Annotated in this window: 28 protein-coding genes and 2 tRNA genes; 20 read left to right on the forward strand and 10 right to left on the reverse strand. The window is 63.3% G+C overall.

Annotated features, from left to right (window positions below):
• Positions 1 to 148 precede the first annotated feature (148 nt).
• Entirely contained in the window at positions 149 to 1,525 is a 1,377-nt protein-coding gene (locus AC3WL2_RS07710; RefSeq protein ID WP_102681805.1) for an L-serine ammonia-lyase, read from the reverse strand.
• A gap of 444 nt (positions 1,526 to 1,969) precedes the next feature.
• Between AC3WL2_RS07710 and AC3WL2_RS07715 the strand changes: the two genes are divergently transcribed.
• The 3 genes from AC3WL2_RS07715 (at position 1,970) to choV (ending at position 5,022) form a co-directional block, all read left to right on the forward strand.
• Positions 1,970 to 2,917 carry a choline ABC transporter substrate-binding protein gene (locus tag AC3WL2_RS07715; protein WP_102681806.1) on the forward strand — a complete coding sequence of 316 codons (948 nt, stop codon included), beginning with the start codon at positions 1,970 to 1,972 and terminating at the stop codon, positions 2,915 to 2,917.
• A gap of 81 nt (positions 2,918 to 2,998) precedes the next feature.
• Entirely contained in the window at positions 2,999 to 3,847 is an 849-nt protein-coding gene (choW, locus tag AC3WL2_RS07720; RefSeq protein ID WP_172670914.1) for a choline ABC transporter permease subunit, read from the forward strand.
• Complete coding sequence (choV, locus tag AC3WL2_RS07725) at positions 3,844 to 5,022, forward strand: choline ABC transporter ATP-binding protein (protein ID WP_102681807.1); 1,179 nt, start codon at positions 3,844 to 3,846, stop codon at positions 5,020 to 5,022. Before choW ends, choV begins: the two co-directional genes overlap by 4 nt.
• A 36-nt stretch (positions 5,023 to 5,058) precedes the next feature.
• On the opposite strand, the gene hisF is transcribed toward choV, so the two are convergent.
• From hisF to AC3WL2_RS07755, 6 genes are all read right to left on the reverse strand, one after another.
• The gene (hisF, locus tag AC3WL2_RS07730) at positions 5,059 to 5,829 is read right to left on the reverse strand and encodes an imidazole glycerol phosphate synthase subunit HisF (protein WP_023629858.1); all 771 of its coding nucleotides are present in this window, start codon (positions 5,827 to 5,829) and stop codon (positions 5,059 to 5,061) included.
• Between the two features lie 9 nt (positions 5,830 to 5,838).
• Positions 5,839 to 6,576 carry a 1-(5-phosphoribosyl)-5-[(5-phosphoribosylamino)methylideneamino]imidazole-4-carboxamide isomerase gene (gene hisA, locus AC3WL2_RS07735; RefSeq protein WP_102681808.1) on the reverse strand — a complete coding sequence of 246 codons (738 nt, stop codon included), beginning with the start codon at positions 6,574 to 6,576 and terminating at the stop codon, positions 5,839 to 5,841.
• Between the two features lie 27 nt (positions 6,577 to 6,603).
• Positions 6,604 to 6,864, reverse strand: coding sequence for a DUF2164 domain-containing protein (locus AC3WL2_RS07740; RefSeq protein WP_102681809.1), 261 nt, complete (start codon positions 6,862 to 6,864; stop codon positions 6,604 to 6,606).
• Entirely contained in the window at positions 6,865 to 7,503 is a 639-nt protein-coding gene (hisH, locus tag AC3WL2_RS07745) for an imidazole glycerol phosphate synthase subunit HisH (protein WP_102681810.1), read from the reverse strand. It lies immediately after the preceding gene.
• A complete protein-coding gene (gene hisB / locus AC3WL2_RS07750; RefSeq protein ID WP_028688464.1) occupies positions 7,504 to 8,097 on the reverse strand; it encodes an imidazoleglycerol-phosphate dehydratase HisB in 594 nt (197 codons plus the stop codon). It lies immediately after the preceding gene.
• A 262-nt stretch (positions 8,098 to 8,359) separates the two neighbouring features.
• Positions 8,360 to 10,018 carry an OFA family MFS transporter gene (locus tag AC3WL2_RS07755; RefSeq protein ID WP_102681811.1) on the reverse strand — a complete coding sequence of 553 codons (1,659 nt, stop codon included), beginning with the start codon at positions 10,016 to 10,018 and terminating at the stop codon, positions 8,360 to 8,362.
• Positions 10,019 to 10,439: 421 nt separating this feature from the next.
• On the opposite strand from AC3WL2_RS07755, the gene AC3WL2_RS07760 reads away from it, so the two are divergent.
• From AC3WL2_RS07760 to AC3WL2_RS07785, 6 genes are all read left to right on the forward strand, one after another.
• Entirely contained in the window at positions 10,440 to 12,689 is a 2,250-nt protein-coding gene (locus AC3WL2_RS07760) for an AsmA family protein (protein ID WP_102681812.1), read from the forward strand.
• On the forward strand, positions 12,686 to 13,753 hold the full coding sequence (gene mutY / locus AC3WL2_RS07765) for an A/G-specific adenine glycosylase (RefSeq protein ID WP_102681813.1): 1,068 nt from the start codon (positions 12,686 to 12,688) through the stop codon (positions 13,751 to 13,753). Before AC3WL2_RS07760 ends, mutY begins: the two co-directional genes overlap by 4 nt.
• Positions 13,750 to 14,022, forward strand: coding sequence for an oxidative damage protection protein (locus AC3WL2_RS07770; RefSeq protein ID WP_011536185.1), 273 nt, complete (start codon positions 13,750 to 13,752; stop codon positions 14,020 to 14,022). The genes mutY and AC3WL2_RS07770 overlap by 4 nt, the downstream gene beginning before the upstream one ends.
• A gap of 90 nt (positions 14,023 to 14,112) precedes the next feature.
• Positions 14,113 to 14,188 (forward strand) — tRNA-Phe (locus AC3WL2_RS07775).
• Positions 14,189 to 14,373: 185 nt separating this feature from the next.
• Entirely contained in the window at positions 14,374 to 15,384 is a 1,011-nt protein-coding gene (gene ppk2 / locus AC3WL2_RS07780) for a polyphosphate kinase 2 (RefSeq protein ID WP_102681814.1), read from the forward strand.
• 89 nt (positions 15,385 to 15,473) lie between these two features.
• Positions 15,474 to 15,917 carry a hypothetical protein gene (locus AC3WL2_RS07785; protein WP_102681815.1) on the forward strand — a complete coding sequence of 148 codons (444 nt, stop codon included), beginning with the start codon at positions 15,474 to 15,476 and terminating at the stop codon, positions 15,915 to 15,917.
• An 86-nt stretch (positions 15,918 to 16,003) separates the two neighbouring features.
• Here AC3WL2_RS07785 and gabP read toward each other — a convergent pair whose 3' ends face one another.
• Complete coding sequence (gabP, locus tag AC3WL2_RS07790) at positions 16,004 to 17,389, reverse strand: GABA permease (RefSeq protein WP_102681816.1); 1,386 nt, start codon at positions 17,387 to 17,389, stop codon at positions 16,004 to 16,006.
• A gap of 606 nt (positions 17,390 to 17,995) precedes the next feature.
• Here gabP and AC3WL2_RS07795 point away from each other — a divergent pair.
• From AC3WL2_RS07795 to AC3WL2_RS07815, 5 genes are read left to right on the forward strand one after another with little or no spacing between them, the layout of a single operon-like run.
• Positions 17,996 to 18,769 (forward strand): ABC transporter ATP-binding protein, encoded by a 774-nt coding sequence (locus AC3WL2_RS07795; RefSeq protein ID WP_046853793.1) that lies wholly within the window; start codon positions 17,996 to 17,998, stop codon positions 18,767 to 18,769.
• Positions 18,770 to 18,780: 11 nt separating this feature from the next.
• Positions 18,781 to 19,542: an ABC transporter substrate-binding protein gene (locus tag AC3WL2_RS07800; protein ID WP_102681817.1), complete on the forward strand. Its 762-nt coding sequence runs from the start codon at positions 18,781 to 18,783 to the stop codon at positions 19,540 to 19,542.
• Between the two features lie 57 nt (positions 19,543 to 19,599).
• Positions 19,600 to 20,292 (forward strand): ABC transporter permease, encoded by a 693-nt coding sequence (locus AC3WL2_RS07805; RefSeq protein WP_094010996.1) that lies wholly within the window; start codon positions 19,600 to 19,602, stop codon positions 20,290 to 20,292.
• Positions 20,293 to 20,982: an ABC transporter permease gene (locus AC3WL2_RS07810; protein WP_023630847.1), complete on the forward strand. Its 690-nt coding sequence runs from the start codon at positions 20,293 to 20,295 to the stop codon at positions 20,980 to 20,982.
• Between the two features lie 59 nt (positions 20,983 to 21,041).
• A complete protein-coding gene (locus tag AC3WL2_RS07815) occupies positions 21,042 to 22,265 on the forward strand; it encodes a methyltransferase (RefSeq protein WP_102681818.1) in 1,224 nt (407 codons plus the stop codon).
• 225 nt (positions 22,266 to 22,490) lie between these two features.
• Here the strand turns inward: AC3WL2_RS07815 and mdtI are convergent, their stop codons facing one another.
• Positions 22,491 to 22,808 (reverse strand): multidrug/spermidine efflux SMR transporter subunit MdtI, encoded by a 318-nt coding sequence (mdtI, locus tag AC3WL2_RS07820; RefSeq protein ID WP_023629978.1) that lies wholly within the window; start codon positions 22,806 to 22,808, stop codon positions 22,491 to 22,493.
• Positions 22,802 to 23,161: a multidrug/spermidine efflux SMR transporter subunit MdtJ gene (locus tag AC3WL2_RS07825; protein WP_102681819.1), complete on the reverse strand. Its 360-nt coding sequence runs from the start codon at positions 23,159 to 23,161 to the stop codon at positions 22,802 to 22,804. Before AC3WL2_RS07825 ends, mdtI begins: the two co-directional genes overlap by 7 nt.
• Before the next feature lie 457 nt (positions 23,162 to 23,618).
• On the opposite strand from AC3WL2_RS07825, the gene AC3WL2_RS07830 reads away from it, so the two are divergent.
• The 6 genes from AC3WL2_RS07830 (at position 23,619) to nirK (ending at position 26,567) form a co-directional block, all read left to right on the forward strand.
• Complete coding sequence (locus AC3WL2_RS07830) at positions 23,619 to 24,197, forward strand: hypothetical protein (protein WP_038706991.1); 579 nt, start codon at positions 23,619 to 23,621, stop codon at positions 24,195 to 24,197.
• Positions 24,198 to 24,206: 9 nt separating this feature from the next.
• Positions 24,207 to 24,413: a helix-turn-helix domain-containing protein gene (locus AC3WL2_RS07835; protein WP_023629980.1), complete on the forward strand. Its 207-nt coding sequence runs from the start codon at positions 24,207 to 24,209 to the stop codon at positions 24,411 to 24,413.
• 18 nt (positions 24,414 to 24,431) lie between these two features.
• Entirely contained in the window at positions 24,432 to 24,818 is a 387-nt protein-coding gene (locus AC3WL2_RS07840) for a hypothetical protein (protein WP_046853791.1), read from the forward strand.
• 22 nt (positions 24,819 to 24,840) lie between these two features.
• Entirely contained in the window at positions 24,841 to 25,092 is a 252-nt protein-coding gene (locus AC3WL2_RS07845; RefSeq protein WP_371918090.1) for a hypothetical protein, read from the forward strand.
• Between the two features lie 98 nt (positions 25,093 to 25,190).
• Positions 25,191 to 25,266, forward strand: a tRNA-Thr gene (locus tag AC3WL2_RS07850).
• 155 nt (positions 25,267 to 25,421) lie between these two features.
• Entirely contained in the window at positions 25,422 to 26,567 is a 1,146-nt protein-coding gene (gene nirK / locus AC3WL2_RS07855; protein WP_102681820.1) for a copper-containing nitrite reductase, read from the forward strand.
• Positions 26,568 to 26,625: the final 58 nt, after the last annotated feature.

Here is a 26,625-nt window from a genome sequence, read left to right on the forward strand (position 1 = left end):
GGTAGCACTTGTGGGAAGCTTGCCCAGATGCGACAGACTTAAGTGTCACCGACAACGGTCCTGCTGGTAACGACAGGCGACGGCCGGTAGATGACAACCAATGCGCCAGAATGTGGCGCATCGGTCACGCGCGGGTCAGAACGGCGCATCAGCATTCGATGACGCTGACCGCCAGGCCTCCGCGGGAGGTTTCCTTGTACTTGTCGTGCATGTCGGCGCCAGTGTCGCGCATGGTGCGGATCACCTGGTCCAACGAGATGAAGTGTTCGCCATCACCGCGCAGGGCCATCTGCACGGCATTGATCGCCTTTACCGCAGCGATGGCGTTGCGCTCGATGCACGGGACCTGCACCAGGCCACCAACCGGGTCGCAGGTCAGGCCGAGGTTATGTTCCAGGGCGATCTCGGCGGCGTTTTCCAACTGCGCCGGGGTGGCGCCGAGGACATCGGCCAAGCCTGCGGCGGCCATGGCGCAAGCCGAGCCGACCTCGCCCTGGCAACCAACCTCGGCGCCGGAGATCGAGGCGTTCTTCTTGCACAGGATGCCCACCGCCGCCGCGCCGAGGAAGAAGTCCACCACATTGGACTCGTCCACCGCGTCGGAAAAACGCATGTAGTAGTGCAACACCGCCGGGATGATCCCCGCCGCGCCGTTGGTAGGCGCGGTGACCATGCGCCCGCCGGCGGCGTTCTCTTCGTTGACCGCCAGGGCGAACAGGTTGACCCACTCCATGGCGCTCATGGTCGAGCCGATCACGTTGGGCTTGCCCAGCTCCTGCAGGCTGCGGTGCAGCCGGGCGGCGCGGCGGCGCACATTGAGCCCGCCGGGCAGGATGCCTTCATGCTTGAGGCCGTTGTTCACGCACTCCTGCATGGCTTGCCAGAGCTTGAGCAGGCCGGCGCGGATCTCGGCTTCGCTGCGCCAGACCTTTTCGTTCTCCAGCATCAATTGCGACACGCGCAGGTCGTTTTGCTTGCACAGGCGCAGCAGTTCGGCGGCGCTGTCGAAGTCGTAGGGCAGCACGGTCTGGTCGGCGTCCAGCACGCCGCTGGCGGCCTGGGCGGCATCGACCACGAAGCCTCCACCCACCGAGTAAAAAGTGTCGCGGTGCAGCTCGCCCGCCTCACCTTCGGCAATCAGCGTCATGGCATTGGGGTGGTACGGCAGGTTCTCGTCCAGCAGCAGCATGTCGCGGGCCCAGACGAACTCGATGGGCAGGCGACTGTCGAGCTTGAGCACGTTGGTTTCGCGCAGGTCGGCGATGCGTGGGGTGATCTGGCTGGGATCGATGGCGTCCGGCCATTCGCCCATCAGGCCCATGATCGTGGCATTGTCGGTGCCGTGGCCGACGCCGGTGGCCGACAGCGAGCCATACAGCCTCACTTCGATACGCCGCACCTGCTCCAGCTCGCCGCGCTCGCGCAGCCCCTGGACGAACAGCGCACCGGCGCGCATGGGGCCGACGGTGTGCGAGCTGGAGGGCCCGACACCGATCTTGAACAGGTCGAACACGCTGATGGCCATTGTCGAATCACCTCTTGCTGGGCTTGTCTCTGCGCGCCAGGCGCAGGGCGGAGCAACTGCTAGGCTGAAACAGTCGAGCCGCCTTGAATGCTCGCATCATCGGGCTTTTGCCCAGCCCTTCGCCGTCTGCAACCGACGTACTTTTGTCCAGCAGCGCCGCCGCTGAACTGGCCCTTCGTGCGCCGTTTTCCAGCGGCAGGACGACGCAAAAACCGAGGTATGGGGGTGGAAAAACCCAGTTGCGACATCGTCCGTACTGGATACGACCCGTCCTGTACTGGATACGACGCCACCAGTAGGCGATTGCCGAACGCTGGAGGATTATCGAAAGCGACTCGTATTGCACGGCCTCGCATCCTGCCCTCTGCAGGCCTGGTCGACCGGAGCCCTGAGAACGCCCGGCGGCCCACGCGAACCCGAAGATAAAATCACAGGAGTCCATCCATGAAAGGTTCACCCAAGCTGTTGCTGGTCGCGTTGCTGTCCGCTCCGCTGCTGGCCCAGGCCGCCGAACCCGAGCAGTGCCAGACGGTGCGTTTCTCCGATGTCGGCTGGACCGACATCACGGTCACCACCGCGACCACCAGCGTCGTGCTCGAAGCCCTGGGCTACAAGACCCACACCACCATGATCTCGGTACCGGTGACCTACAAGTCGCTGGCCACCGGCAAGGACCTGGACGTGTTTCTCGGCAACTGGATGCCGACCATGGAAAACGACATCAAGCAGTACCGCGATGCGGGCACCGTCGAGACCGTGCGCGCCAACCTGGAAAACGCCAAGTACACGCTGGCCGTGCCCCAGGCCTTGTATGACAAGGGCCTGAAGGACTTCGCCGACATTCCCAAGTTCAAGCAGGAGCTCAAGGGCAAGATCTACGGCATCGAACCGGGCAACGATGGCAACCGCACCATCCAGAAGATGATCGACGACAACGCCTTCGGCCTGAAGGACGCCGGCTTCCAGATCGTGCAGTCCAGCGAGGCGGGCATGCTGGCGCAGGTCGACCGGGCGCAGAAGCGTGAAGACGCGATCGTCTTCCTCGGCTGGGAACCGCACCCGATGAACACCCGCTTCAAGATGCAGTACCTGACCGGTGGGGATGCCTACTTCGGTCCCGACTTCGGCAAGGCCACCGTGCTGACCAACACCCGCAAGGGCTATGCACAGGAGTGCAGCAACGTTGGTCAGCTGTTGAAGAACCTGTCGTTCGAGCTCAAGGATGAAAGCACCATGATGGGCTATGTCCTGGACGACAAGATGAAGCCCGAGGCGGCCGCGAAAAAATGGCTGAAGGACAACCCCGGCAAGCTCGACGCCTGGCTCGCCGGCGTGACCACCGTGGACGGCAAACCCGGCCTTGAGGCGGCCAAGGCCAAACTGACGCAATAACGCAAGACGCCATGGCAACACCGCGGGGTGGGACCGTGCCCACCCCGGACTGATTTCAATCTTTGCAGGTGGAAGCTCGCTATCATGCTTATCGATCAGAAAATACCCCTGGGGCAGTACATCGCCTCATTCGTCGAATGGTTGACCCAGAATGGCGCCAGCTACTTCGACGCCATCGCCGCAGGCCTGGAATTCATGATCCATGGGGTCACCAGCGCCCTGACCTGGTTCAACCCATTCGTGCTCATCGCCCTGTTCGCCGGCCTCGCGCACCTGATACAGCGCAAGTGGGCGCTCACCGTCTTCGTCGCCCTTTCGTTCCTGCTGATCCTCAACCTGGGCTACTGGCAGGAAACCATGGAAACCCTGGCGCAGGTCACCTTCGCCACGGTGGTCTGCGTGGTCATCGGCGTGCCGCTGGGCATCGCCGCCGCGCACAAGCCGATGTTCTACACCGCCATGCGCCCGGTGCTGGACCTGATGCAGACCGTGCCCACCTTCGTCTACCTGATCCCGACCCTGACCCTGTTTGGCCTGGGCGTGGTGCCGGGGCTGATCTCCACCGTGGTGTTCGCCATCGCAGCGCCCATCCGCCTCACTTACCTGGGCATCTGCGACGTGCCGCAGGAGCTGATGGACGCCGGCAAGGCCTTCGGTTGCTCGCGTCGCCAACTATTGACCCGCATCGAACTGCCACACGCCATGCCGAGCATCGCTGCCGGGGTGACGCAATGCATCATGCTGTCGCTGTCGATGGTGGTGATTGCCGCCCTGGTCGGCGCCGACGGCCTGGGCAAACCCGTGGTCAACGCACTGAACACCGCCGATATCTCCCTGGGCTTCGAAGCGGGCCTGGCCATCGTGCTGCTGGCGATCATGCTCGACCGTATCTGCAAGCAACCGGAGCTGCCGGTAAGGGGTGAGGCATGAGCATCATTCGTTTCGAAGACGTCGACGTCATCTTCTCCAGCAAGCCGCGCGAGGCGCTGGCCCTGCTCGACCAAGGCCAGACCCGCGAGCAGATCCTCAAGCAGACGGGCCTGGTGGTCGGCGTCGAAAAGGCCAACCTGGACATCAACAAGGGCGAGATATGCGTGCTCATGGGCCTGTCCGGCTCGGGCAAATCCAGCCTGCTGCGCTGCATCAACGGCCTCAACACCGTGAGCCGCGGCAAGCTGTTCGTCGAGCACGAAGGCAAGCACATCGATATCGCCCACTGCACCCCGGCAGAGCTGAAGATGATGCGCACCAAGCGCATCGCCATGGTGTTCCAGAAGTTTGCCCTGATGCCCTGGCTGACGGTGCGCGAGAACATCAGCTTCGGCCTGGAGATGCAGGGCCGGCCGGAGAAGGAACGGCGCAAGCTGGTGGATGAAAAGCTCGAACTGGTGGGCCTGACCCAGTGGCGCAACAAGAAACCGGACGAACTCTCCGGTGGCATGCAGCAGCGCGTGGGGCTGGCCCGGGCGCTGGCGATGGACGCCGATATCCTGCTGATGGACGAGCCGTTCTCGGCCCTCGATCCGCTGATCCGCCAGGGCCTGCAGGACGAACTGCTGGCCCTGCAGAGCAAACTCAGCAAGACCATCGTGTTCGTCAGTCATGACCTGGACGAGGCGCTGAAACTGGGCAGCCGCATCGCCATCATGAAGGACGGGCGCATCATCCAGTACAGCAAGCCGGAAGAGATCGTGCTCAACCCGGCCGACGAATACGTGCGCACCTTCGTCGCCCACACCAACCCGCTCAACGTGCTGTGTGGCCGCAGCCTGATGCGCAGCCTGGACAATTGCCGGCGAGTCAACGGTTCGGTGTGCCTGGACCCGGGCATCGACTCATGGCTGGACCTTGGCGAAGGCGGTTCGCTCAAGCGCGCACGCCAGGGCCAGAATGGCCTGGACATGCAGAACTGGGCGCCGGGGCAGGACGTCGGCTTGCTGGAGCGCAGGCCAACCGTGGTACACGCCGATATCGGCATGCGCGAAGCGCTGCAGATTCGTTACCAGACCGGCAACAAGCTGGTGCTGCAGGATAACGACAAGGTGGTGGGGATACTCGGGGATACCGAGTTGTATCACGCGTTGCTCGGCAAGAATCACGGGTGATTTAATTGGGGCCGCCTTGCGGCCCCAATCAGTGGATCAGCGTACGACGATCCCCCGCGAAGCCATGTAGGCCTTGGCTTCCGGCACCGTGTACTCGCCGAAGTGGAAGATGCTCGCCGCCAGCACCGCGCTGGCATGCCCTTCCAGGATGCCGTCGGCCAGGTGCTGCAGGTTACCCACGCCACCGGAAGCAATCACCGGAATCCCCAGCGCATCGCTGATGGCGCGGGTCACGCCCAGGTCGAAGCCATTCTTCATGCCGTCCTGGTCCATGCTGGTCAGCAGGATCTCGCCAGCCCCCAGGCCTTCCATCTTCTTCGCCCACTCCACCGCATCCAGCCCGGTGGGCTTGCGCCCGCCATGGGTGAAGATCTCCCAGCGCGGCGTTTCACCGGGGCCAGAGACTTTCTTGGCGTCGATGGCAACCACGATGCACTGCGAACCGAAACGGTCAGCCGCCTCGCCGACGAACTCCGGGTTGAACACCGCGGCGGTGTTGATCGACACCTTGTCGGCACCGGCGTTGAGCAGGTTGCGGATGTCCTGCACGGTGCGCACGCCACCGCCCACGGTCAGCGGGATGAACACCTGGCTGGCCATGCGCTCGACGGTATGCAGGGTGGTGTCACGGCCATCGACGCTGGCGGTGATGTCGAGGAAGGTGATCTCGTCGGCGCCCTGTTCGTCGTAGCGCCGGGCGATCTCCACCGGGTCGCCGGCATCGCGGATGTTCTCGAACTTGACGCCCTTGACCACCCGGCCGTTGTCCACGTCCAGGCAAGGGATGATGCGCTTGGCCAGTGCCATGGTCGCTCCTCAGCCTTGGTAGTTGTCGCAGAAGGCCTGGGCCTCGGCGACGTCGAGGGTGCCTTCGTAGATGGCACGGCCAGTGATGGCGCCGATAATGCCCGGAGCCTTGGCGTCCAGCAGGGCCTTGATGTCGCCCAGGTTGTGGATGCCGCCCGAGGCGATCACCGGAATGCGCGTGGCTTCGGCCAGGGCCTTGGTGAAGGGCACGTTGCAGCCCTGCATCATGCCGTCCTTGGCAATGTCGGTGTAGACGATCGACGAGACGCCATCGGCCTCAAAACGCTTGGCCAGGTCGATGACCTGCACGCTGCTCACTTCGGCCCAGCCGTCGGTGGCGACGAAGCCGTCCTTGGCGTCCAGGCCAACGATGATCTTGCCCGGGAAGGCCTTGCACGCCTCGGCAACGAACTCCGGCTGCTTGACTGCCTTGGTGCCGATGATCACGTGGCTGACGCCAGCCTTGACATAGTGCTCGATGGTTTCCAGCGAACGGATGCCACCGCCGATCTGGATCGGCAGGTTCGGGTAGCGCCTGGCGATGGCGGTGACCACTTCACCGTTGACCGGTTGGCCTTCGAAGGCGCCGTTGAGGTCGACCAGGTGCAGGCGGCGGCAACCACCCTCGACCCACTTGGCGGCCATGCTCACCGGGTCGTCGGAGAATACCGTGGAGTCTTCCATGCGGCCCTGGCGCAGGCGCACGCAAGCGCCGTCCTTCAGATCGATAGCGGGGATAATCAGCATCTTGGCAACCTGTCTAATCGTTGGAATTCAGGGCTTCTCGAGCGCCCACAGGTCGCTTTCGATGCTCTCGAACCGCTCCTTGAGGTGCAGCTGAACATCGGCAATCGCCCTGTTGTAGTAGTGCGGTGCAATCTCTTTGCTGAACAACTCGAGGACCTCGGCCACCTCGAACGACCCCAGCTCCAGCTCGAAGCGCTCTTCGAGAAAGCGCTTGAGCGTATCAAGCGCCTCGCGCTCTTGCTCCGGGGCCAGGGTGATGACTGGCGCCTTGGTCCGCGACCTGCTCATTTACCAGCGCCCGTCCCAGGCGACGAAGTTCTGCAACAGTTGCAGGCCATGGGTATGGCTCTTCTCCGGGTGGAACTGCACGGCGAAACGCGAGCCTTCGGCCAGCGCCGCGGCGAAATCGACGCCGTAGTGGCCGCGACCGACCACCTGGCCCGGCTTGCCGGCTTCGATGAAGTAGCTGTGCACGAAGTAGAAGCGCGCACGGTCGGGGATGTCATGCCACAGCGGGTGGTCGATGGTCTGGCCGACTTCGTTCCAGCCCATGTGCGGCACCTTCAGGTGCTCGCCGTCTTCCTTCAGGTCTTTACCGAAGAAGCGCACCTGGCCTGGGAACAGGCCGATGCAGTCGACACCGTCGTTCTCCTCGCTGCGCTCGAGCAGCGCCTGCATGCCTACGCAGATGCCGAGAAACGGGCGGTCCTGGCTGATTTCGCGCACCAGGCTGTCGAAGCCCAGGCGGCGAATCTCGGCCATGCAGTCGCGGATCGCGCCGACGCCTGGGAACACCACGCGGTCGGCTTCACGAATTACCGCGGCATCGCTGGTTACCAGCACCTTGCCGGCACCCACATGCTCCAGGGCCTTGGCCACCGAGTGCAGGTTGCCCATGCCATAGTCGATTACGGCTACCGTCTGCATTTACAGGCATCCCTTGGTGGACGGCATCTGCCCGGCCATGCGCTCGTCGAGGGTAACGGCCATGCGCAGCGCGCGGCCGAACGCCTTGAACACGGTCTCGATCTGGTGGTGGGTGTTGTGGCCACGCAGGTTGTCGATATGCAGGGTCACCAGGGCATGGTTGACGAAGCCCTGGAAGAACTCCTGAAACAGGTCGACATCGAAGCCGCCCACGGTGGCGCGGGTATACGGCACGTGCATCTGCAGGCCCGGACGGCCGGAGAAGTCGATGACCACCCGCGACAGGGCCTCGTCCAGCGGCACATAGGCATGGCCGTAGCGGAAGATGCCTTTCTTGTCGCCGATGGCCTGGGCGAACGCCATGCCCAGGGTGATGCCGACGTCCTCGACGGTATGGTGGTCGTCGATATGCAGGTCGCCCTTGCACTCGATATCCAGGTCGATCAGCCCATGCCGGGCGATCTGGTCGAGCATGTGTTCAAGGAAAGGCACACCGATTTCGAATCGGGCCTTGCCGCTGCCATCGAGGTTGATCGAGCACTTGACCTGGGTTTCCAGGGTATTGCGCTCGACGGAAGCCTTACGTTCGACCATCACCAGCTCCGCAAAATCATTGGGCGAAAAGGGCTCCATTATAGGCCCAGAACGCGCCGGCTTGAAACGCGGATGACATATGGCAGGGCAAGCAATTACGGGGGGATAACAGGCTTACAGGTCTATACAAGCGTGCAGTTGGGGCTGCTGTGCAGCCCTTTCGCCGCGGTTCGTCGCCACGACAAGCCGGCTCCCACAGAGATCGCGGCAGTGCAATACCCGTGGGAGCCGGCTTGCCGGCGATGAGGCCAGTACAGCTATATCAATGGAACAGAACGGCCGTCTTCTGCAGGGTGATCCACACCCCCCAGGCCAGCGGAATCACCACCACCGCCCAGGCCACCAGCACCAGCGGCAGGCCGCCCGGCGCCGCGTGCCACTCCAGCGAACGCGCGGAACCGGCCCCCTTGTCATGGCTCAGCGCGCGCTCGGCCGCCAGTTCGGCGTCGGTCATGAAGTACTTGTCCGCCACCGGGCGCACCAGCATGTTGCAGATGAACCCCAGCACCAGCAGGCCGGCCAGGATGTACAGGGTCATGTCGTAGGCCGCGGCCCGCTCCACGCCCGCCGCCAGCTGCGCCTCGCGCAGGTAGGTGATCAGCACCGGGCCGAGCACGCCGGCCGCCGCCCAGGCAGTCAGCAGGCGACCATGGATGGCACCGACCATCTGCGTGCCGAACAGGTCGGCCAGGTACGCCGGCACGGTGGCGAAGCCACCGCCGTACATCGACAGAATGATGCAGAACGCCGCCACGAACAGCGCCACGTTACCGATGTGGCCCATGTTCGGCACCAGGCTGTAGAGGCCCACGCCCAGGGCGAAGAAGGCGAAGTAGGTGTTCTTGCGGCCGATGTAGTCGGAGAACGACGCCCAGAAGAAGCGCCCGCCGATGTTGAACAGGCTCAGCAGACCGGTGAAACCGGCGGCGATCGCGGCAATTTGCGCCAGCTGCGCGGCATTCAGCTCACTGAATGTCAGCTCGTTGCCCAGCAGCTTGCCGGCGAACACTTCCTGCAGCAGTGGCGAAGCCATGCCGAGAATGCCGATACCGGCCGAGACGTTCAGGCACAGCACCAGCCAGACCAGGGCGAACTGCGGGGTTTTCCAGGCCACACTGACGTGCACGTGGCGGTCGGTAACCATGGCGTTGGCTTTCTTCGCCGGCGGAGTCCAGCCTTCGGGCTTCCAGCCGGTCGGCGGCACGCGGTAGGCCAGGGCACCCGCGGTCATGAACACGAAGTAGATCGCGGCCATGGCGACAAAGCTCTGCCATACACCCACCTCGGTCGCGCTGCCGAAGTGGCCCATGAGTGCGGTGGCCAGAGGAGCGCCCACCATGGCACCTCCACCAAAGCCCATGATCGCCATGCCGGTAGCCATGCCGCGCTTGTCCGGGAACCACTTGATCAGGGTCGAGACCGGCGAAATGTAGCCCAGGCCCAGGCCGATCCCGCCGATCACCCCCGAACCCAGCCACATCAGCCACAGCTGGTGGGTCTTCACGCCAATCGCCGAGATCAGCAGGCCGCCGCACCAACACAGTGCCGAGACCAGGCCGGCCTTGCGCGGGCCGGCGTGCTCCAGCCAGCCGCCGAGCACCGCGGCAGAGCAGCCGAGGAACACGAAGAACAGGGTGTAGATCCAGCTGAGCATGGAGATCGGCCAGTCGCACTCGGCGCTGAACAGCCGCGCGACGAAGCCCATGTCGGCGGCGCAGGCCACCGGCGCGCTGACACCCAGGGCCTGGGACAGCGGCAGCCAGAACACCGAGAAGCCATAGGCCATGCCGATGCACAGGTGAATGGCCAGGGCCGCCGGCGGCACCAGCCAGCGGTTGAAGCCCGGGCGGGCGATGATGCGCTCCTTCGACAGGAAGCCCGGCGTGCTTGCCGCCGCTCCCGCCGTGATACTGCTGTTCATGGATTGATCCTTTTGTAGGTGGGCTGTGCGCGTGGACGGCTCTGTATGGCTGCACGCAAGGCAGCCCGGCCGCTTCAGGCATCACCCGCGACAATGGGTCGCGGGGCTCCACGGGCGGGCGCAAGATTACCAGCAGCGGGTGACATGAAAGCAATCTGATATCGTGTTTTTTTCGTCAACTGAAACGATCAATCCGCTATCGGTGCCGTCTGCATCGCCGGTAAGCCTCCTCCTACAGGGACCACGCAAGTCTTGAGGCCTGCGCGGTCGGTGTGGGATCAGGCCTGCCGGCGCTGAACCCCGGACAAGCAATAAATGAACTGCTGCCATTGCCACTGTCGAAATGTCGGATACGCAGAGCCAAGTGCCACGGCGCTATACTCGCCGCTGAAATTCATAATCGGACTACAAGGACTCGCCCATGAAAGCGTTCGGCAAAATCCTGGGGCTGGGGCTTCTCGGGTTGTTGCTGATCATCGTGGCGCTGGGCTTCGCCCTGACCCACCTCTTCGATCCCAACGACTACAAAGAAGAAATCCGCCAGTTGGCCCGCGACAAGGCCCACGTGGAGCTCACCCTCAATGGCGATATCGGCTGGAGCCTGTTCCCATGGCTGGGCCTGGAGCTGCACGAGGCCAGCATCGCCACGCTGAACAACCCCAAGGTGCCTTTCGCCGACCTGCAGATGCTCGGCCTGTCGGTACGCGTGCTGCCGCTGCTGCGCCGTGAAGTGCAGATGAGCGACGTGCGGGTCGAAGGCCTCAACCTGACGCTGACCCGCGATGCCAACGGCCATGGCAACTGGGAAGACATCGGCAAGCCATTGCCCGACCCGGCCGTGGCCAATGCCCCGACCACCACGCCGGGCGAAGCAGCCGCCGCCGAAGCGGAAAAACCGCAAGGCAACGAGCGCTCGGTCAAGCTCGACATCGACAGCCTGACCGTCAACAACGCCCGGGTGCTGTACACCGACGAGAAAGCCGGCCAGACCTACGGCGCCGAAAGCATTCAGTTGAGCACCGGCCCCGTGCACGAAGGCGTGAATATCCCGCTCAAGGCCAGCGCCTTCCTCAGCGCCAGCCAACCGAACCTGAAGGCGCGCACCGAGCTGACCGGCGAACTGCGCTTCGACCGCCGTCTCAAGCGCTACAACCTCGAGGACATGCGCCTGTCTGGCGAAACCTCGGGCGAGCCACTGGCCGGCAAGACCATGACCTTCGCCGCCCAAGGCCAGGTGCTGGTCGACCTGGCGGCCAATGTCGCCTCCTGGAGCGGCCTGAAGGTCTCGGCCAACCAGTTGCGCGCCCTGGGCGAGCTGAACGTGCGCGACCTCGACAAGGCTCCGCAGGTCAGCGGCGGCCTGTCCATCGCCCAGTTCGACCTGCGCACCTTCCTCGACGGTATCGGCCACCCGCTGCCCGCCACTGCGGACGCGGCAGCGTTCAAGAAGTTGGAACTGGTCACCCGCCTGCAAGGCACGCCGAACAGCCTCGCCCTCGAAGACCTGGCGGTGAAGCTGGACGACAGCACCTTCACCGGCCGTGTCGCCGTGGAAGATTTCGCCAAGCAGGCCCTGCGCGTGCGCCTCAAGGGCGACAAGTTCGACGCCGACCGCTACCTGCCGGCCAAGAGCGAGGAAGCCAAGGGTGCCACCGCAGCGCGCCAGGCCGAGGTCAAGCAGCAGGAAGCCACTGCCGTCGCCGGCGCCGGCTCCACGCCGCTACCCGACGCACCGACGCAAGTTGCCTGGAGCAGTGACAAGCTGCTGCCGGTCGACCGCCTGCGCGCCCTCGATCTACAGGCCGACCTGTCGTTCGGCGCCCTGACGCTGGACAAGCTGCCGATCAGCGATGCACAGCTGACCGCCAGCGGCCAAGGCGGCCTGGTCACCCTGCAGACCCTGCGCGGCGCCCTGTACAACGGCACCTTCGAGGCCAAGGGCACCGTGGATGTACGCCCTGCCGTGCCGCAGATCGGCGTCAACACCAAGATCAACCGTGTGCCAGTGGAACACTTCATCAAGCGCGAATCCCCGGAGCAGGCACCGCCGGTCAAGGGCCTGCTGACCCTGAACAGCGACCTTACCGCCACCGGCAACAGCCAGAAGGCGCTGGTCGATACGCTCAATGGCAATGCCAGCTTCACCATCAACGACGGCGTGCTGGTCAACGCCAACCTGGAACAGCAACTGTGCCAGGCCATCGCCACCCTCAACCGCAAGCAGCTCAGCGGTGAGCCCCGTGGCAAGGACACGCCGTTCCAGGAGTTGCGCGGCAGCTTGGTATTGCGTAACGGCGTGGCCAGCAACCCGGACCTCAAGGTGCGCATCCCAGGCCTGACCGTCAACGGTCACGGCGACCTCGACCTGCGCGTGCTGGGCATGGACTACAACGTCGGCGTGGTCGTCGAAGGCGACCAGCGCGCCATGCCCGACCCGGCCTGCCAGGTCAACGAGCGCTATGTCGGCGTCGAAGTGCCACTGCGCTGCCGCGGCCCACTGGAGCTGGGCGCCAAGGCGTGCCGCCTGGACCAGGACGGCCTGGGCAAGGTGGCCGCGAAGCTGGCCGGCAATCGCCTGAAAGATAAGATCGATGAAAAGCTCGAAGAGAAACTCGGAGACAAGGTGAGCCCTGAACTCAAAGATGCATTGAAGGGGCTGTTCAAGCGATGACACCCCAGCAGTTCTCCAGCGCCGTGCTGGACTGGTACGACCAGCACGGTCGGCATGACCTGCCCTGGCAACAGGGCATCACCCCGTATCGGGTGTGGGTGTCGGAAATCATGTTGCAGCAGACCCAGGTCAGCACCGTGCTCAACTACTTCGACCGCTTCATGCAGGCCCTGCCCACCGTGCAGGCGCTGGCCGAGGCGCCGGAGGACGAGGTGCTGCACCTGTGGACGGGCCTGGGCTACTACACCCGTGCCCGTAACCTGCAAAAGGCCGCGAAGATCGTCGTCGAGCAACATGGCGGCGAGTTTCCGCGCAGCGTCGAGCAGCTCACCGAACTGCCCGGTATCGGCCGCTCCACTGCCGGGGCCATCGCCAGCATCAGCATGGGCATCCGCGCGCCGATCCTCGACGGCAACGTCAAGCGCGTACTGGCCCGCTTCACCGCCCAGGCCGGCTACCCAGGCGAGCCGAAGGTGGCCAACCAGCTGTGGGCCAGCGCCGAGCGCTTCACGCCGATGACCCGGGCCAACCACTACACCCAGGCGATGATGGACATGGGCGCGACGCTGTGCACGCGCAGCAAGCCCAGCTGCCTGATCTGCCCGTTGCAACGCGGTTGCGAAGCGCACCTGCACGGCGAGGAGACCCGCTACCCCGAGCCCAAGCCGCGCAAGGCCCTGCCCCAGCGCAAGACCCTGATGCCGCTGCTGACCAACCACGAAGGCGCGATCCTGCTCTACCGCCGGCCCTCCACCGGCCTGTGGGGCGGCCTGTGGAGCCTGCCGGAGCTGGACAGCCTCGAGCAGCTCGAAGACCTCGCCTACCAGCACGGCCTGCGCCTGGCCGGCAGCCAGGCCCTGGCAGGCCTGACCCATACCTTCAGCCATTTCCAGCTGGCCATCGAGCCATGGCTGGTGCGTGTCGACCCCGCCGGCGCGCACGTGGCCGAGCCCGACTGGCTCTGGTATAACCTCGCCACCCCGCCGCGCCTGGGCCTCGCCGCCCCGGTCAAGAAGCTGCTGCAACGCGCGGCCGACGAACTGATTGCAGGAGAGAAGCGATGACCCGCACCGTGAAGTGCCGCAAGTACAACGAAGAGCTCCCAGGCCTCGACCGCCCGCCCTACCCGGGCGCCAAGGGCCAGGACATCTTCGAGCACATCTCGCAGAAGGCCTGGAAGGAGTGGCAGGACCACCAGACCATGCTGATCAACGAGAAGCGCCTGAACATGATGAATGCCGAGGACCGCAAGTTCATCCAGGCCGAGATGGACAAGTTCTTCGCCGGCGAGGATTACGCCCAGGCCGAAGGCTACGTTCCACCCTCGAATTGACCCCAGAAAACGTAAGCGACGGAATTAATTTAAATTTTTTTGAAAAAGTCGTTGACGGCCTCTGAGAAAATCTATTTAATTCACCCCGTCGCCCAGATAGCTCAGTCGGTAGAGCAGAGGATTGAAAATCCTCGTGTCGGCGGTTCGACTCCGTCTCTGGGCACCACCTTCAGCTTCTGGTGGTTGCAAAGTTACCCGAAGCGACACAAGAAACCCGCCTAGTGCGGGTTTTTTGTTGCCTGCGATTTTTCTTCTAGCTCCTTCATGCCCGGTTGATCGATATCAAAAAGCCACTTGCCATGCGCTCATAGGATGGAAGGTGGACATTCGAACGACCCCGCAAGGACCTCCATGAGCGAAGAATCCGCCACCCTCCTCCTGCCATCGCCTGCCGAGGCCGGCAGCAGCGCCAAGCCCACCCCTCGCACCCGCCGTCCGCGCCAGCGCAAGCCGGCCGCCAGCGCCGCCGCGCCAGAGATCATCACCCAGGTCAGCCAGCAGCCAGCAGCCCTGGAAGTGGCCAACGCGCGCAAGGGCAGCAGCGAGGACAGCACCTCGGCACGCCTGCCGGCCAGCTACCCCTACCGCACGCGCATGCGCCGCCAGGACTACGAGAAGGCCAAGCACGACCTGCAGATCGAGCTACTCAAGGTGCAGAACTGGGTGAAGGAAACCGGCCAGCGCATCGTCGTGCTGTTCGAGGGGCGCGACGCCGCTGGCAAAGGTGGCACCATCAAGCGCTTCATGGAACACCTGAACCCGCGCGGCGCGCGGATCGTGGCGCTGGAGAAACCGTCAGAGCAGGAAAAGGGCCAGTGGTACTTCCAGCGTTATGTGCAACACCTGCCCACCGCCGGTGAAATGGTGTTCTTCGATCGCTCCTGGTACAACCGCGCCGGGGTCGAGAAGGTCATGGACTTCTGCTCGCCACTGCAGTACCTGGAGTTCATGCGCCAGGCACCTGACCTCGAACGCATGCTGTGTAACAGCGGCATCCTGTTGTTCAAGTTCTGGTTCTCGGTGAACCGCGAAGAGCAACTGCGCCGTTTCATCTCCCGCCGCGACGACCCGCTCAAGCACTGGAAACTCTCCCCCATCGACATCAAGTCGCTGGACAAGTGGGAGGACTACACCGCCGCCAAGGAAGCGATGTTCTTCCACACCGACACCGCCGATGCGCCATGGACGGTGATCAAGTCGGACGACAAGAAGCGCGCGCGGATCAACTGCATTCGTCACTTCCTGCACTCGCTGGATTATCCAGGCAAGGACCACAGCGTGGCGCATGCGCCGGATCCATTGCTGGTCGGGCGGGCTTCGCGGGGGTTCGAGGAAGATGAGCCAGCGGCGCTGGTGAGCTGAACACTTTGGGGCCGCTGGGCGGCCTCTTGGGTTTCTCGCGCAACTACGCTTCAATACGCGCCTTTACCAGTCAGCCCAAGGATCCACCCATGGCCACCAACACCAAGCAACAGAAACGCGCCAAGCGCGCCGCCACCAAGGCCAAGCAGAATCGCATGGTGCGCAGCGGCCAGGCGGTCAAGGCCAGCGCTGGCGACAGTGCCAGTGTCGAGCAGGTGTTCAACAAGGCCATGGAGTCGGGCAGCTACGACAGCCTGTTCGAAAAAATGAAGGAAGCCCAGGAAAACGGCCTGGTGCCGATGATCTCGGTGTTCCTGGTCGACCCGCTGCTGGCGTTGGTGCTCAAGGGCCACAAGGAAGAGCACGCCACCGACTACATCGTCATGGTGTTCACTGCCTACCGCGCATGGCTCGACGGCATTGACGAGGACGCGACCATGGCGTGGCTGGAGAGCGACGAGTTCCAGGACGCCTATGTCACCGCCTCGGAGGTCGTGGCCAAGCAGCAGCAACAGCAGAAGCAGTTCGGCTGAGTCGAACCGCACCCGCGTCCACAACCCGTGCAGACAAAAAAGGCCGCGTCCTTCACAGGACGCGGCCTTTTCATTTCATCTGTGGATCAGCTATCCAGCGCCACACGCGCAGCAGCGCCACGCTTGCGGTGCACCAGCAGACCAGCTGCCACCACACCAATGCTCAGGATTGCCGTGGCGATGATCTCGGCACGGTGATCTTCGCGCAGCGCCATCACCGCCAGCACGGCGATAATGAAGGCGATGGTCGCCCAGGTCAGACCCGGGAACATCCACATCTTGAACGAGATCTTCTCGCCCTTGGCTTCACGCTGGGCACGCATGCGCAGTTGCGACACGGCGATCACCAGGTACACCAGCAGGGCGATGGCGCCGGAGCTGGCCAGCAGGAACTCGAACACCTCGGCCGGGGCCAGGAAGTTGGCGAACACGCACAGGAAGGCCGCGGCGGTGGACAACAGCACGGCCCAGTGCGGGGTGCCGGCCTTGGTGGTGCGCTGGGCAACCGCCGGGGCGTCGCCACGCTTGCTCAGGGAGAAGAGCATGCGCGAAGAGGTGTAAAGCGCCGAGTTCAGGCAGCTGGTCACGGCGATCAGCACGACGATGTCGACGATCAGCTTGGCGTTCGGCACACCGATCAGGCTGAGGACAGTCTGGTAGGAGCCTTTCTCGGCCAGGGTCGGATCGTTCCACGGCACCATGGCCACGACCAGGAAGATCGACACCAGGTAGAACAGGCAGATACGCCAGATCACCGAGTTGGTGGCGCGGCTGATCTGCTTGCCCGGATCCTTCGATTCGGCGGCGGCGATGGTGACGATCTCGGTACCCATGAACGAGAACATGGTGGTCAGCATGGCAGCCAGCACGGCGCCCAGGCCATTGGGCATGAAGCCCTGGGTATCGAACAGGTGGCTGACGCCGCTGATCTGACTGCTCGGCACCATGCCGAACATGGCCGCGCAACCGACGACGATGAAGCCGATGATCGCCAGCACCTTGAGCAGGGCGAACCAGAACTCGAACTCACCGTAGTTCTTCACGCTGAACAGGTTGGTGATGGTCAGCGCCAGGGTAATGATCAACGAGAACGCCCACAGGTCCACCGAGGGGAACCACGCATGCAGGATGGCGGCGGCGGCGTTGGCCTCCAGCGGAATCACCAGCACCCAGAACCACCAGTACAGCCAGCCGATGGTGAAACCTGCCCAGCGCCCGATGGCGCGGTCGGCGTAGGTGGAGAAGGAACCGGTGTCAGGCGAGGCGACAGCCATTTCGCCGAGCATGCGCATCACCAAAACGACCAAGGTACCGGCCGCGGCGTAGGCCAGCAGCACGGCGGGGCCGGCGGCGGCGATGGCGTGGCCGGAGCCGACGAACAGCCCGGCACCGATCACGCCGGCGATGGACAGCATGGTCACATGCCGTTGCTTGAGCCCCTGAGCGAGGTCATTGGAATTGTTACCGCTCATAAAACTACCTTTGTAAGGAGGTGGACTACACGAATGACTGGCCAGCGCGCCGAGGTGTGGATAGGCGTCGCCGCATTCAGTGGTTTGCAGAGGGCAATAAGCGGGCCAGGTGAGAATGACTTTCGTCTGAAATGTTTCTGCCTCCAATAACGGCGCGGCTTGCAGCGCATTGTGCCAAGCTTTGACCGAAAGGTCGCCAAATCCCCATGCCAAGTCTGGATTACGGAAATACTCACTTACAAATGCACCAAAGGTGCTCCTCGGTAACACCTGTGCACGAATTTTGCGCAACAGAAAGCGCAACCAACAGGCGCAACCTTACCCCCGTCAAGTCTGCGACACAGTGCCACCCGGCTAAAAACGGCTTCCCAGACCGGGCCAAAGCTGGCACCATCGCGCCTTTTTTCATCAAGGCTCCGGTGCTGGGCAAAACGCTATTGCGGACATCCTGGCGACAGTCCACTGCAGCGATGCGACAAACTGTCCCACCAGCGACCCGAGCACCCCGCGACCCGGTTGGCCGCCGTTGCGCCGCTATGCTAGCGTGGCGCTCGCCAGGAAGGCCGCCAACAGCTGGGAACGCACCCGAACACATGAGGACCGCAAATGGCTCAGGCCACGCCCGCGCTGGAAATCCGCAACCTGCACAAACGCTATGGCGAGCAGGAAATTCTCAAGGGCATTTCGCTGACCGCGCGCGACGGTGACGTGATCTCCATCCTCGGCTCGTCCGGCTCTGGCAAGTCCACCCTGCTGCGCTGCATCAACCTGCTGGAGAACCCGCACCAGGGCGAGATCCTCGTCGCCGGTGAAGCCCTCAAGCTCAAGGCGCAGAAAAACGGCGACCTGATCGCCGCCGACAACCGCCAGATCAACCGCCTGCGCAGCGAGATCGGCTTTGTCTTCCAGAATTTCAACCTGTGGCCGCACATGTCGATCCTCGACAACATCATCGAGGCGCCGCGCCGCGTACTTGGCCAGAGCAAGGCCGAGGCCATCGAGCATGCCGAGGCGCTGCTGAACAAGGTCGGCATCTTCGACAAGCGCCACAGCTATCCCGCCCAGCTTTCCGGTGGCCAGCAGCAACGTGCCGCCATCGCCCGTACCCTGGCCATGAAACCCAAGGTCATCCTGTTCGACGAGCCAACCTCGGCGCTCGATCCGGAAATGGTCCAGGAAGTGCTTAACGTCATCCGCGCCCTGGCCGAAGAAGGCCGTACCATGCTGCTGGTGACGCACGAGATGAACTTTGCCCGCCAGGTGTCCAGTGAAGTGGTCTTCCTGCACCAGGGCCTGGTCGAAGAGCAAGGATCGCCGCAGCAGGTCTTCGAGAACCCGACCTCGGCGCGTTGCAAGCAATTCATGTCCAGCCACCGCTAACGGAGCAATACATGCAGACCTACAAGAAGTTCCTCCTGGCAGCTGCTGCCACGCTGGTGATGTCGGCCAATGCCATGGCCGCGGAAAAACTGCGCATGGGTATCGAAGCTGCCTACCCACCGTTCAACAACAAGGACGCCAGCGGCCAGGTCGTCGGCTTCGACAAGGACATCGGCGACGCCCTGTGCGCCAAAATGAAAGTCGAATGCGAAGTGGTCACCTCCGACTGGGACGGCATCATCCCCGCCCTGAACGCCAAGAAGTTCGACTTCATCGTCTCCTCGCTGTCGATCACTGACGAGCGCAAGCAGGCCGTGGACTTCACCGACCCGTACTACTCCAACAAGCAGCAGTTCATCGCGCCGAAGAACGTCGACTTCAAGACTGACGACAAATCGCTCGAAGGCAAGACCATTGGCACCCAGCGCGCCACCCAGGCCGCTACCTGGCTGGACGATCACGGCGGTATGGACGGCAAATTCAAGGTCAATCTGTATGACGGCCAGGAAAACGCCTACCTGGACCTGACCTCCGGCCGCGTCGACGCCATCCTCGCCGACAAGTACGCCAACTTCGACTGGCTGAAATCCGAAGCCGGCAAGAATTACGAGTTCAAGGGCGACCCGGTCAACGAGAGCGACAAGGTCGGCATCGCAGTACGCAAAGGCGACAACGAGCTGCGCAACAAGCTCAACGCTGCGCTGAAGGAAATCGTCGCCGACGGCACCTACAAGAAGATCAACGACAAGTACTTCCCGTTCAGCATCTATTGATTCGCCCCGACAGGCATCGCCGCCCTGGCGGTGCCTGTCCCTTGAACAAACTTACCCATGAATATCGACCTGCACGGATTCGGCCCGGCCATGATGGCCGGCACCCTGATGACCGTAAAACTGGCGCTCTGCGCCTTGCTGCTGGGGCTGGTCCTGGGCCTGCTCGGCGCCCTGGCCAAGACCTCGCCGGTCAAGCCCTTGCAATGGCTTGGCGGCACTTATTCCACACTGGTGCGCGGCGTTCCCGAACTGCTCTGGGTGCTGCTCATCTACTTCGGCACCGTCGGGCTGATGAACAGCCTTGGCGAACTGCTGAACATGCCTGGCCTGGAGCTCAGTGCCTTCACTGCCGGCGTGATCGCCCTCGGCCTGTGCTTCGGCGCCTACGCCACGGAAGTGTTCCGCGGCGCGATCCTGGCCATCCCCAAGGGGCATCGTGAAGCGGGCCTGGCCCTGGGCCTCTCCAAGGGTCGCATCCTGTCGCGGATCATCCTGCCGCAGATGTGGCGCATCGCCCTGCCGGGCCTGGGCAACCTGTTCATGATCCTGATGAAGGACACTGCGCTGGTGTCGGTGATCGGCCTGGAAGAGATCATGCGCCACGCGCAAATCGGCGTGACCGTCACCAAGGAGCCGTTCACCTTCTACGCCGTGGCCGCCTGCATCTACCTGGGCCTGACCGTGATTGCCATGACCGGCATGCACTTCCTGGAAAAGCGCGCCGCTCGCGGCTTCATGAGGGCCGAATAAATGAACTGGGAAGTCATCATCAAGTGGCTGCCACGCCTGGCCCAGGGTGCCACCCTGACCCTGGAACTGGTAGCCATCGCCGTCATCGCCGGCCTGATCCTGGCCATTCCACTGGGCGTGGCGCGCTCGTCGCGACACTGGTATGTGCGCGCCCTGCCCTTCGGTTACATCTTCTTCTTCCGCGGCACGCCGCTGCTGGTGCAGCTGTTCCTGGTGTACTACGGCCTGGCCCAGTTCGACGTGGTGCGCAACAGCTCGCTGTGGCCGTACCTGCGCGATCCGTTCTGGTGCACGGTGCTGACCATGACCCTGCACACCGCCGCCTATATCGCCGAGATCCTGCGCGGTGCTTTGCAGGCGATTCCCAAGGGCGAGATCGAAGCGGCCCGAGCACTGGGCATGTCGCGGGGCAAGACGCTGCTCTACATCATGCTGCCGCGCGCCGCGCGCATCGGCCTGCCGGCCTACAGCAACGAAGTGATCCTGATGCTCAAGGCCAGTGCCCTGGCCAGTACCGTCACCTTGCTTGAACTGACCGGCATGGCACGAACCATCATTGCCCGCACCTACCTGCCGGTGGAGATCTTCTTTGCCGCCGGGGTGTTCTACCTGCTGATCTCGTTCGTGCTGGTGCAGGGCTTCAAGCTGCTGGAGCGCTGGCTGCGCGTGGATGCCTGCCAAGGGCGTTGAGGCTGTAAACACCATCGGGGCTGCTTGGCGGCCCCTATTGATAGCGCTGCGGTGCCTGCATGCCGACCACGCCTTACCTCCACGACCAGCACCTGTTCGAGCGCTTCCAGGCCCTCGACCACTTCCTGCTACAGCACCAGCAGCTGTGGCGCCCGCGCCCGTTCAACCACTTGCGCCTGGATTGGGAAGACGAGCACGCCGAACTGTCTCTATGGCTGCGCCAACGTACCCTTGAGCAAGCCGAAGCGGCCGAGCAACCTGCGGCCCCGGCCCCATTTGCACAACTGGCAGCACAGGCGCAGGCACTGTCCGCCGTCGGCGAGCTGCCCGATGCCGGCCTGCACCCCGCTGGCCACCGTCTCGACGTCAACGTCCCTGGCCGCAAGTGGCAGCAGATCGAAGCCTTCAGCCGCCGCCTGGCATTCAGCCAGCCTGCCCGGCACTGGCTCGACTGGTGCTCCGGTAAAGGCCACCTGGGCAGGCGCCTGCTGCAACCCAGCCAGCAGCTGACCTGCCTGGAGTACGATGCCGAGCTGGTCAGCGCCGGCAAGGCACTGAGCGAACATCACCACCTGGCTGCCACCCATGTCCACCAGGACGTCATGGCCATGGACAGCGCCCGGCATCTGGATGGCGACAAGAGCGCGGTCGCCCTGCACGCCTGCGGCGACCTGCATGTGCGGCTGCTGCAACTGGCAAGCCAGCAGGGGTGCCGACAGATCGCGGTCGCACCCTGCTGCTACAACCGCATCCAGGGCAAGCGCTATCAGCCACTCTCCGGCGCCGCCCAGGCCTCGGCACTGGCATTGACCGGGGAAGACCTGGGCCTGCCACTGAGCGAAGCAGTCACCTCCAGCCAGCGCACCCGCCGCCAGCGCGACCAGTCCATGGCCCGCCGCCTCGGGTTCGACCTGCTGCAGCGCCAGCAACGGGACGTGGACGAATACCTGCCCACCCCTTCGCTGCCGGTCAGCTGGCTGGCAAAACCTTTCGAGCACTACTGTCGCGACCTGGCCGAACTCAAGCAACTGACGATCAACGGCCAACCCGACTGGGTTGCCTTGGAGGCAGCCGGCCTGCAACGCCTGGCCCAGGTACGCAACCTCGAACAGGTACGCAACCTGTTCCGCCGCCCCCTGGAGATGTGGCTGGTCCTCGATCGCGCCCTGTTCCTGCAGGAGCAAGGCTATTCGGTACGGCTAGGCGTGTTCTGCGATTACCCGCTGACCCCGCGCAACCTTTTGCTGCTGGGTGAGCGCGACGCAACGCCGCAGCGCGGTTGACAGCCTGTGGATAACTCTGTGTACAAGCTTGTGATGAAAATCACGAAATCTTGGATCCTTGGGCTATTTGCGCTGCTTTGCTTATTCCGTCATGGGCCTCAAAGCCAGTAAAAACAGGCCTTTGCGCAAAGACCGGTGGTAGCGCCTGTCGGCATGCCTTTCGCGCAAGCGGTCAATGCCACTTGTGCATAAGCAATTTTGCCAAGCGCTTTGGCGGGGCAGTTGTCAAGCCAGTTTGAGCAAGCCCATGCCTACCAGCAGCAACGCAAGACCCAACCAACCACGCCCGGCCAGACGCTGACCGAACAAGGCCCAGCCCATGGCCACGGTGGCAAGGATGCCAAAGCCGCCCCAGATGGCGTAGGCCAGCGACAGGTCGATGTCCTTCACCGCCTGCGCCAGCGCGGTGAACGCCGCCAGCACGCAGAGGATCGAGGCCAGGCCCAGGCCCTTGCGGCGGAATCCGTCGGAGTACTTGAGCAGCAGGTTGGCCAATACCTCCAGCACGATGGCCAGGCCCAGCCAGGCAAATGGAATCAACATGGCACGGCCTCCCCTTCACGTTCGACGGGCTTGGTGCGGGTACCGGCCTTGACCAGCAGGATGCCGGCGATCATCACCGCCAGGCCCAGGGCCTTGGTCCAGCCCAGGCTTTCACCAAGCCAGAGCACGCTGATCAAGGTGATCAGCACGATACCGAACCCTTCCCACAGCGCGTAGGCCACACCCACCGGCACGCGCTTGACCGCCAGGGCCAGGAAGAAATACGACAGACAGATCATGACGTACATGACGGCATGCCCCATCACAGGGAAATGAGTGGCGGCGAGTTTCATCGACGCCGTGCCGATCACCTCGAAGGTGATGGCGACAATCAGGTAGATCCAGGAACGCATGGTGCCCTCCCATGGGCGACAGCGGCCGAGCGCACAGGCATCGGCGCCAGACAGAGACGTTTACGGCTGTAGAGGGAGGGTGGCGCTAGAGGTCGCCGGTCCAGTGACGTTCACGGGAGACCAGGCGGGAAGAGGAGAGGAGCTTGAAAGCTTTACTGTTCAACATAATGAACACAAGATTAGCTTAGCTGATCGATTTAGTCAAAACGATAGGTTGAGACTAATTATTTCTCGGGAAAAATGGACTTCTCAAGAAAAAACCCCGTAAAGCTTGGTGAAAGCTTCGTAAATTATAATCCCCACACTGTCCATACAGGAGCCAGCTTGCCCCGCAATAGCCAGCAAAGCCAATCCTGCGACAAACCGTCGCCATTGAGAAAAACTCAAAATTAATTATTGTTTTACGATAATTATTCAAGAATAATCCGCTCCGTTCATCACTGTACGGAGGCACCCCATGAACAGTAGATCCGTGGCCTATGCGCGTTCGCGCCTACGCACCATCGGCGCATTCGCCGCCTACCTGGCCTGGACAACCGCGGTCGTCGAGCTGACCATCACGCCCTTGCTCTTCATCTTCGACTTCCCCGAGATTTTCAACGGCTACCTGCAAGCCTACGGCGACCAGATGCCGCTGCTGCTCGAACCCGGCTACCAGGCATCCCCCCTGGCCGTCGGCCTGGTACTGGCGGTGGACATGATTCCCACGCTGATTTCCGTTGTGGCCCTCGGCCTGACCGGCCTGTTCTTCCACCGCCTCTCGCGGGGGCAGACCTGGACCTCGGCCAACATCAAGCTGCTGTGGTGGGTCGGCCTGCTGTGCATCTTCACCCCGCTGCTGTGGCCGGTGACCTACACCTTGCAGGGCCTGGCCCTGGCCATCGACCTGCCGGCCGGCGAAAGGAGCTTCAGCTTCTCGATCGGTGTATCATCGCAGGCTGTCTACGAGATCATGAAAGGCATCCTGCTGTGTGCCTTCTCGCTGCTCATGCGTGACGCCAAGACCATCAGCGATGAACACAACTGTTATGTCTGACTGCTTCCTATGCCGATAATCATCCGCCTCGACGTCGTCATGGCCCGGAACAAGATGCGTTCCAAGGACCTGGCGGAAATCATCGGTATCACGGAAGCGAACCTGTCGCTGCTGAAGAACGGCAAGATCAAGGGTTTCAAAATCGAGACCCTGGAGAAGCTGTGTCGCGCCCTGAACTGCCAGCCCGGCGATTTGCTGGAGTTCAGCGACGAATGATCAAGGACTGCAACACCCATGGCACTTTTCCACAATGGTCTGGCCGCCCTCGTGCTGGCCTGCCTGGCCCTGGCCCTGACCGGCTGCGGCCCGAGCTACACCTATAGATACTCGCCACCGCCCAGCGCGCATGGCATGAACTGCATCAACAGCTGTTCGACGGAGCGCAACCACTGCCAGCAGATGGCCCGCCTGCAGGACAACAGCGAACGTGCGCTGTACCAGGCCGAGATGAGGGCCTACCAGTACTGCCAGAACGGCAAGAGCAAGAAGGAAGCGCGTCACAGTTGCCACTACCCGAGCTACCCCTTCAACACAGGGAGCAGCTACAGTTGCGGCAATGACTACGACTCCTGCTACATGGCCTGCGGCGGCACCATCCAGCGCATCCTGAACAAAGACTGATCCCGGAACGGACTCGAACATCGTGAAACACACCAAGCCTTTCGCCCTGCTGACCCTCGCCCTGGCCATGACCGGCTGCGCCAACAGCCTGCCAAGCAGCAAGCCGGCCCCGTTGAACTGGAACATGCCCGGCATGCAGCTGGGCGGTGACCGCGGCCTGCCCCTGCACAACGCCGACGGCAGCTGCCGCAAGCGCGGCTGCGACAACGGCAAGCTGTTCTTCAACCCCGGCCAGCCCGAGCCAAGCGTCAACTCCATCCACCGCGGTTGGTAGGAAAATTCTCCTTTCAGTTCGGTGACTTAGGGTTTTGTGCGGTGGATGCAACGAAGTGGTTTACAGCGCCGAATCCATCGCTATAATGACGCCCCTGTGCCGGTATAGCTCAGATGGTAGAGCAACTGACTTGTAATCAGTAGGTCCCGGGTTCGATTCCTGGTGCCGGCACCATCCTCAAAAGCCTCGACGAATGTCGGGGCTTTTTCGTTTCCGCTCCTGCGACACATTGTCCACCCTCTCCACTTCTTGTTTTCGCTCAATAAACCCTACTTTCAAAGCGGCTATTCCTGTGCCCGACGACTTTCGTCGACTTAAGGAGAAGTCCCATGAACGAGCAAGAAGGCGTGTCCCTGACCCGGCGTGGCATGCTGGCCGGCACTGTGTTGCTGGGCGTCGGTGCCTCGGCGCTTGGCAGTGGCCTGGCCCAGGCCGCTACCGCTTCACCCGCCGCCGGCCCGGTGCCTGACCTGGCGAAACTGGAGCGGGTGAGCGTCGAACTGGTGGCACCGCCACAGGTGCACCCCCACAGCCAGCGCGCTCCCGGCAAGCCGCGCATTGTCGAGTTCCGCATGGTCATCGAGGAGAAGGAACTGGCCGTCGACAGCGCCGGTGCCTATATCCACGCCATGACCTTCAACGGCTCGGTGCCCGGCCCGCTGATGGTGGTGCACGAAGGCGACTACGTGGAGCTGACGCTGGTCAACCCGGCCAGCAACAGCATGATGCACAACATCGACTTCCACGCCTCCACCGGCGCCCTCGGCGGCGGTGAGCTGACCCATGTGAAACCGGGCGAGCAGGTGGTGCTGCGCTTCAAGGCCGACCGTGCCGGGGTGTTCGTGTATCACTGCGCGCCGGGCGGGGCGATGATTCCCTGGCATGTGGTGTGCGGCATGAACGGCGCGATCATGGTGCTGCCCCGCGACGGCCTGAAAGGCCCCGAGGGCCGCCCGTTGCAGTACGACAAGGTCTGGTATATCGGCGAGCAGGACTACTACATCCCCCGTGACAAGGACGGCAAGTACAAGCGCTACGCCAACCCCATGGCCAGCTTCGGCGACATGAGCCAGCTGATGAAGGGGCTGGTGCCCAGCCATGTGGTGTTCAACGGCAGCGTCGGTGCCCTGACCGGCAAGCAGGCGCTTACCGCCAAAGTGGGCGAGACCGTGCTGATCGTTCATTCCCAGGCCAACCGTGATACTCGCCCGCACCTGATCGGCGGCCACGGCGACTACGTCTGGGCCTCGGGCAAGTTCGCCAACCCGCCGCAGCGCAACCTGGAGACCTGGTTCATCCCCGGCGGCGCGGCGGGGGCGGCGTTGTACACCTTCCGCCAGCCCGGCCTGTACACCTACCTCAACCACAACCTGATCGAGGCGGTGATGCTCGGCGCCGCCGCGCATGTGCAGGTGGAGGGGCAGTGGAATGACGACCTGATGAAACAGGTGCAGGCGCCCGGGCCGATCCGCTAGCGGTATTGATCCGGATCAAACCCCTTGGCCATGCGCGGCATAGCCTGAGCGCAGGCAT

Source organism: Pseudomonas sp. FW305-96 (genome assembly GCF_058783825.1).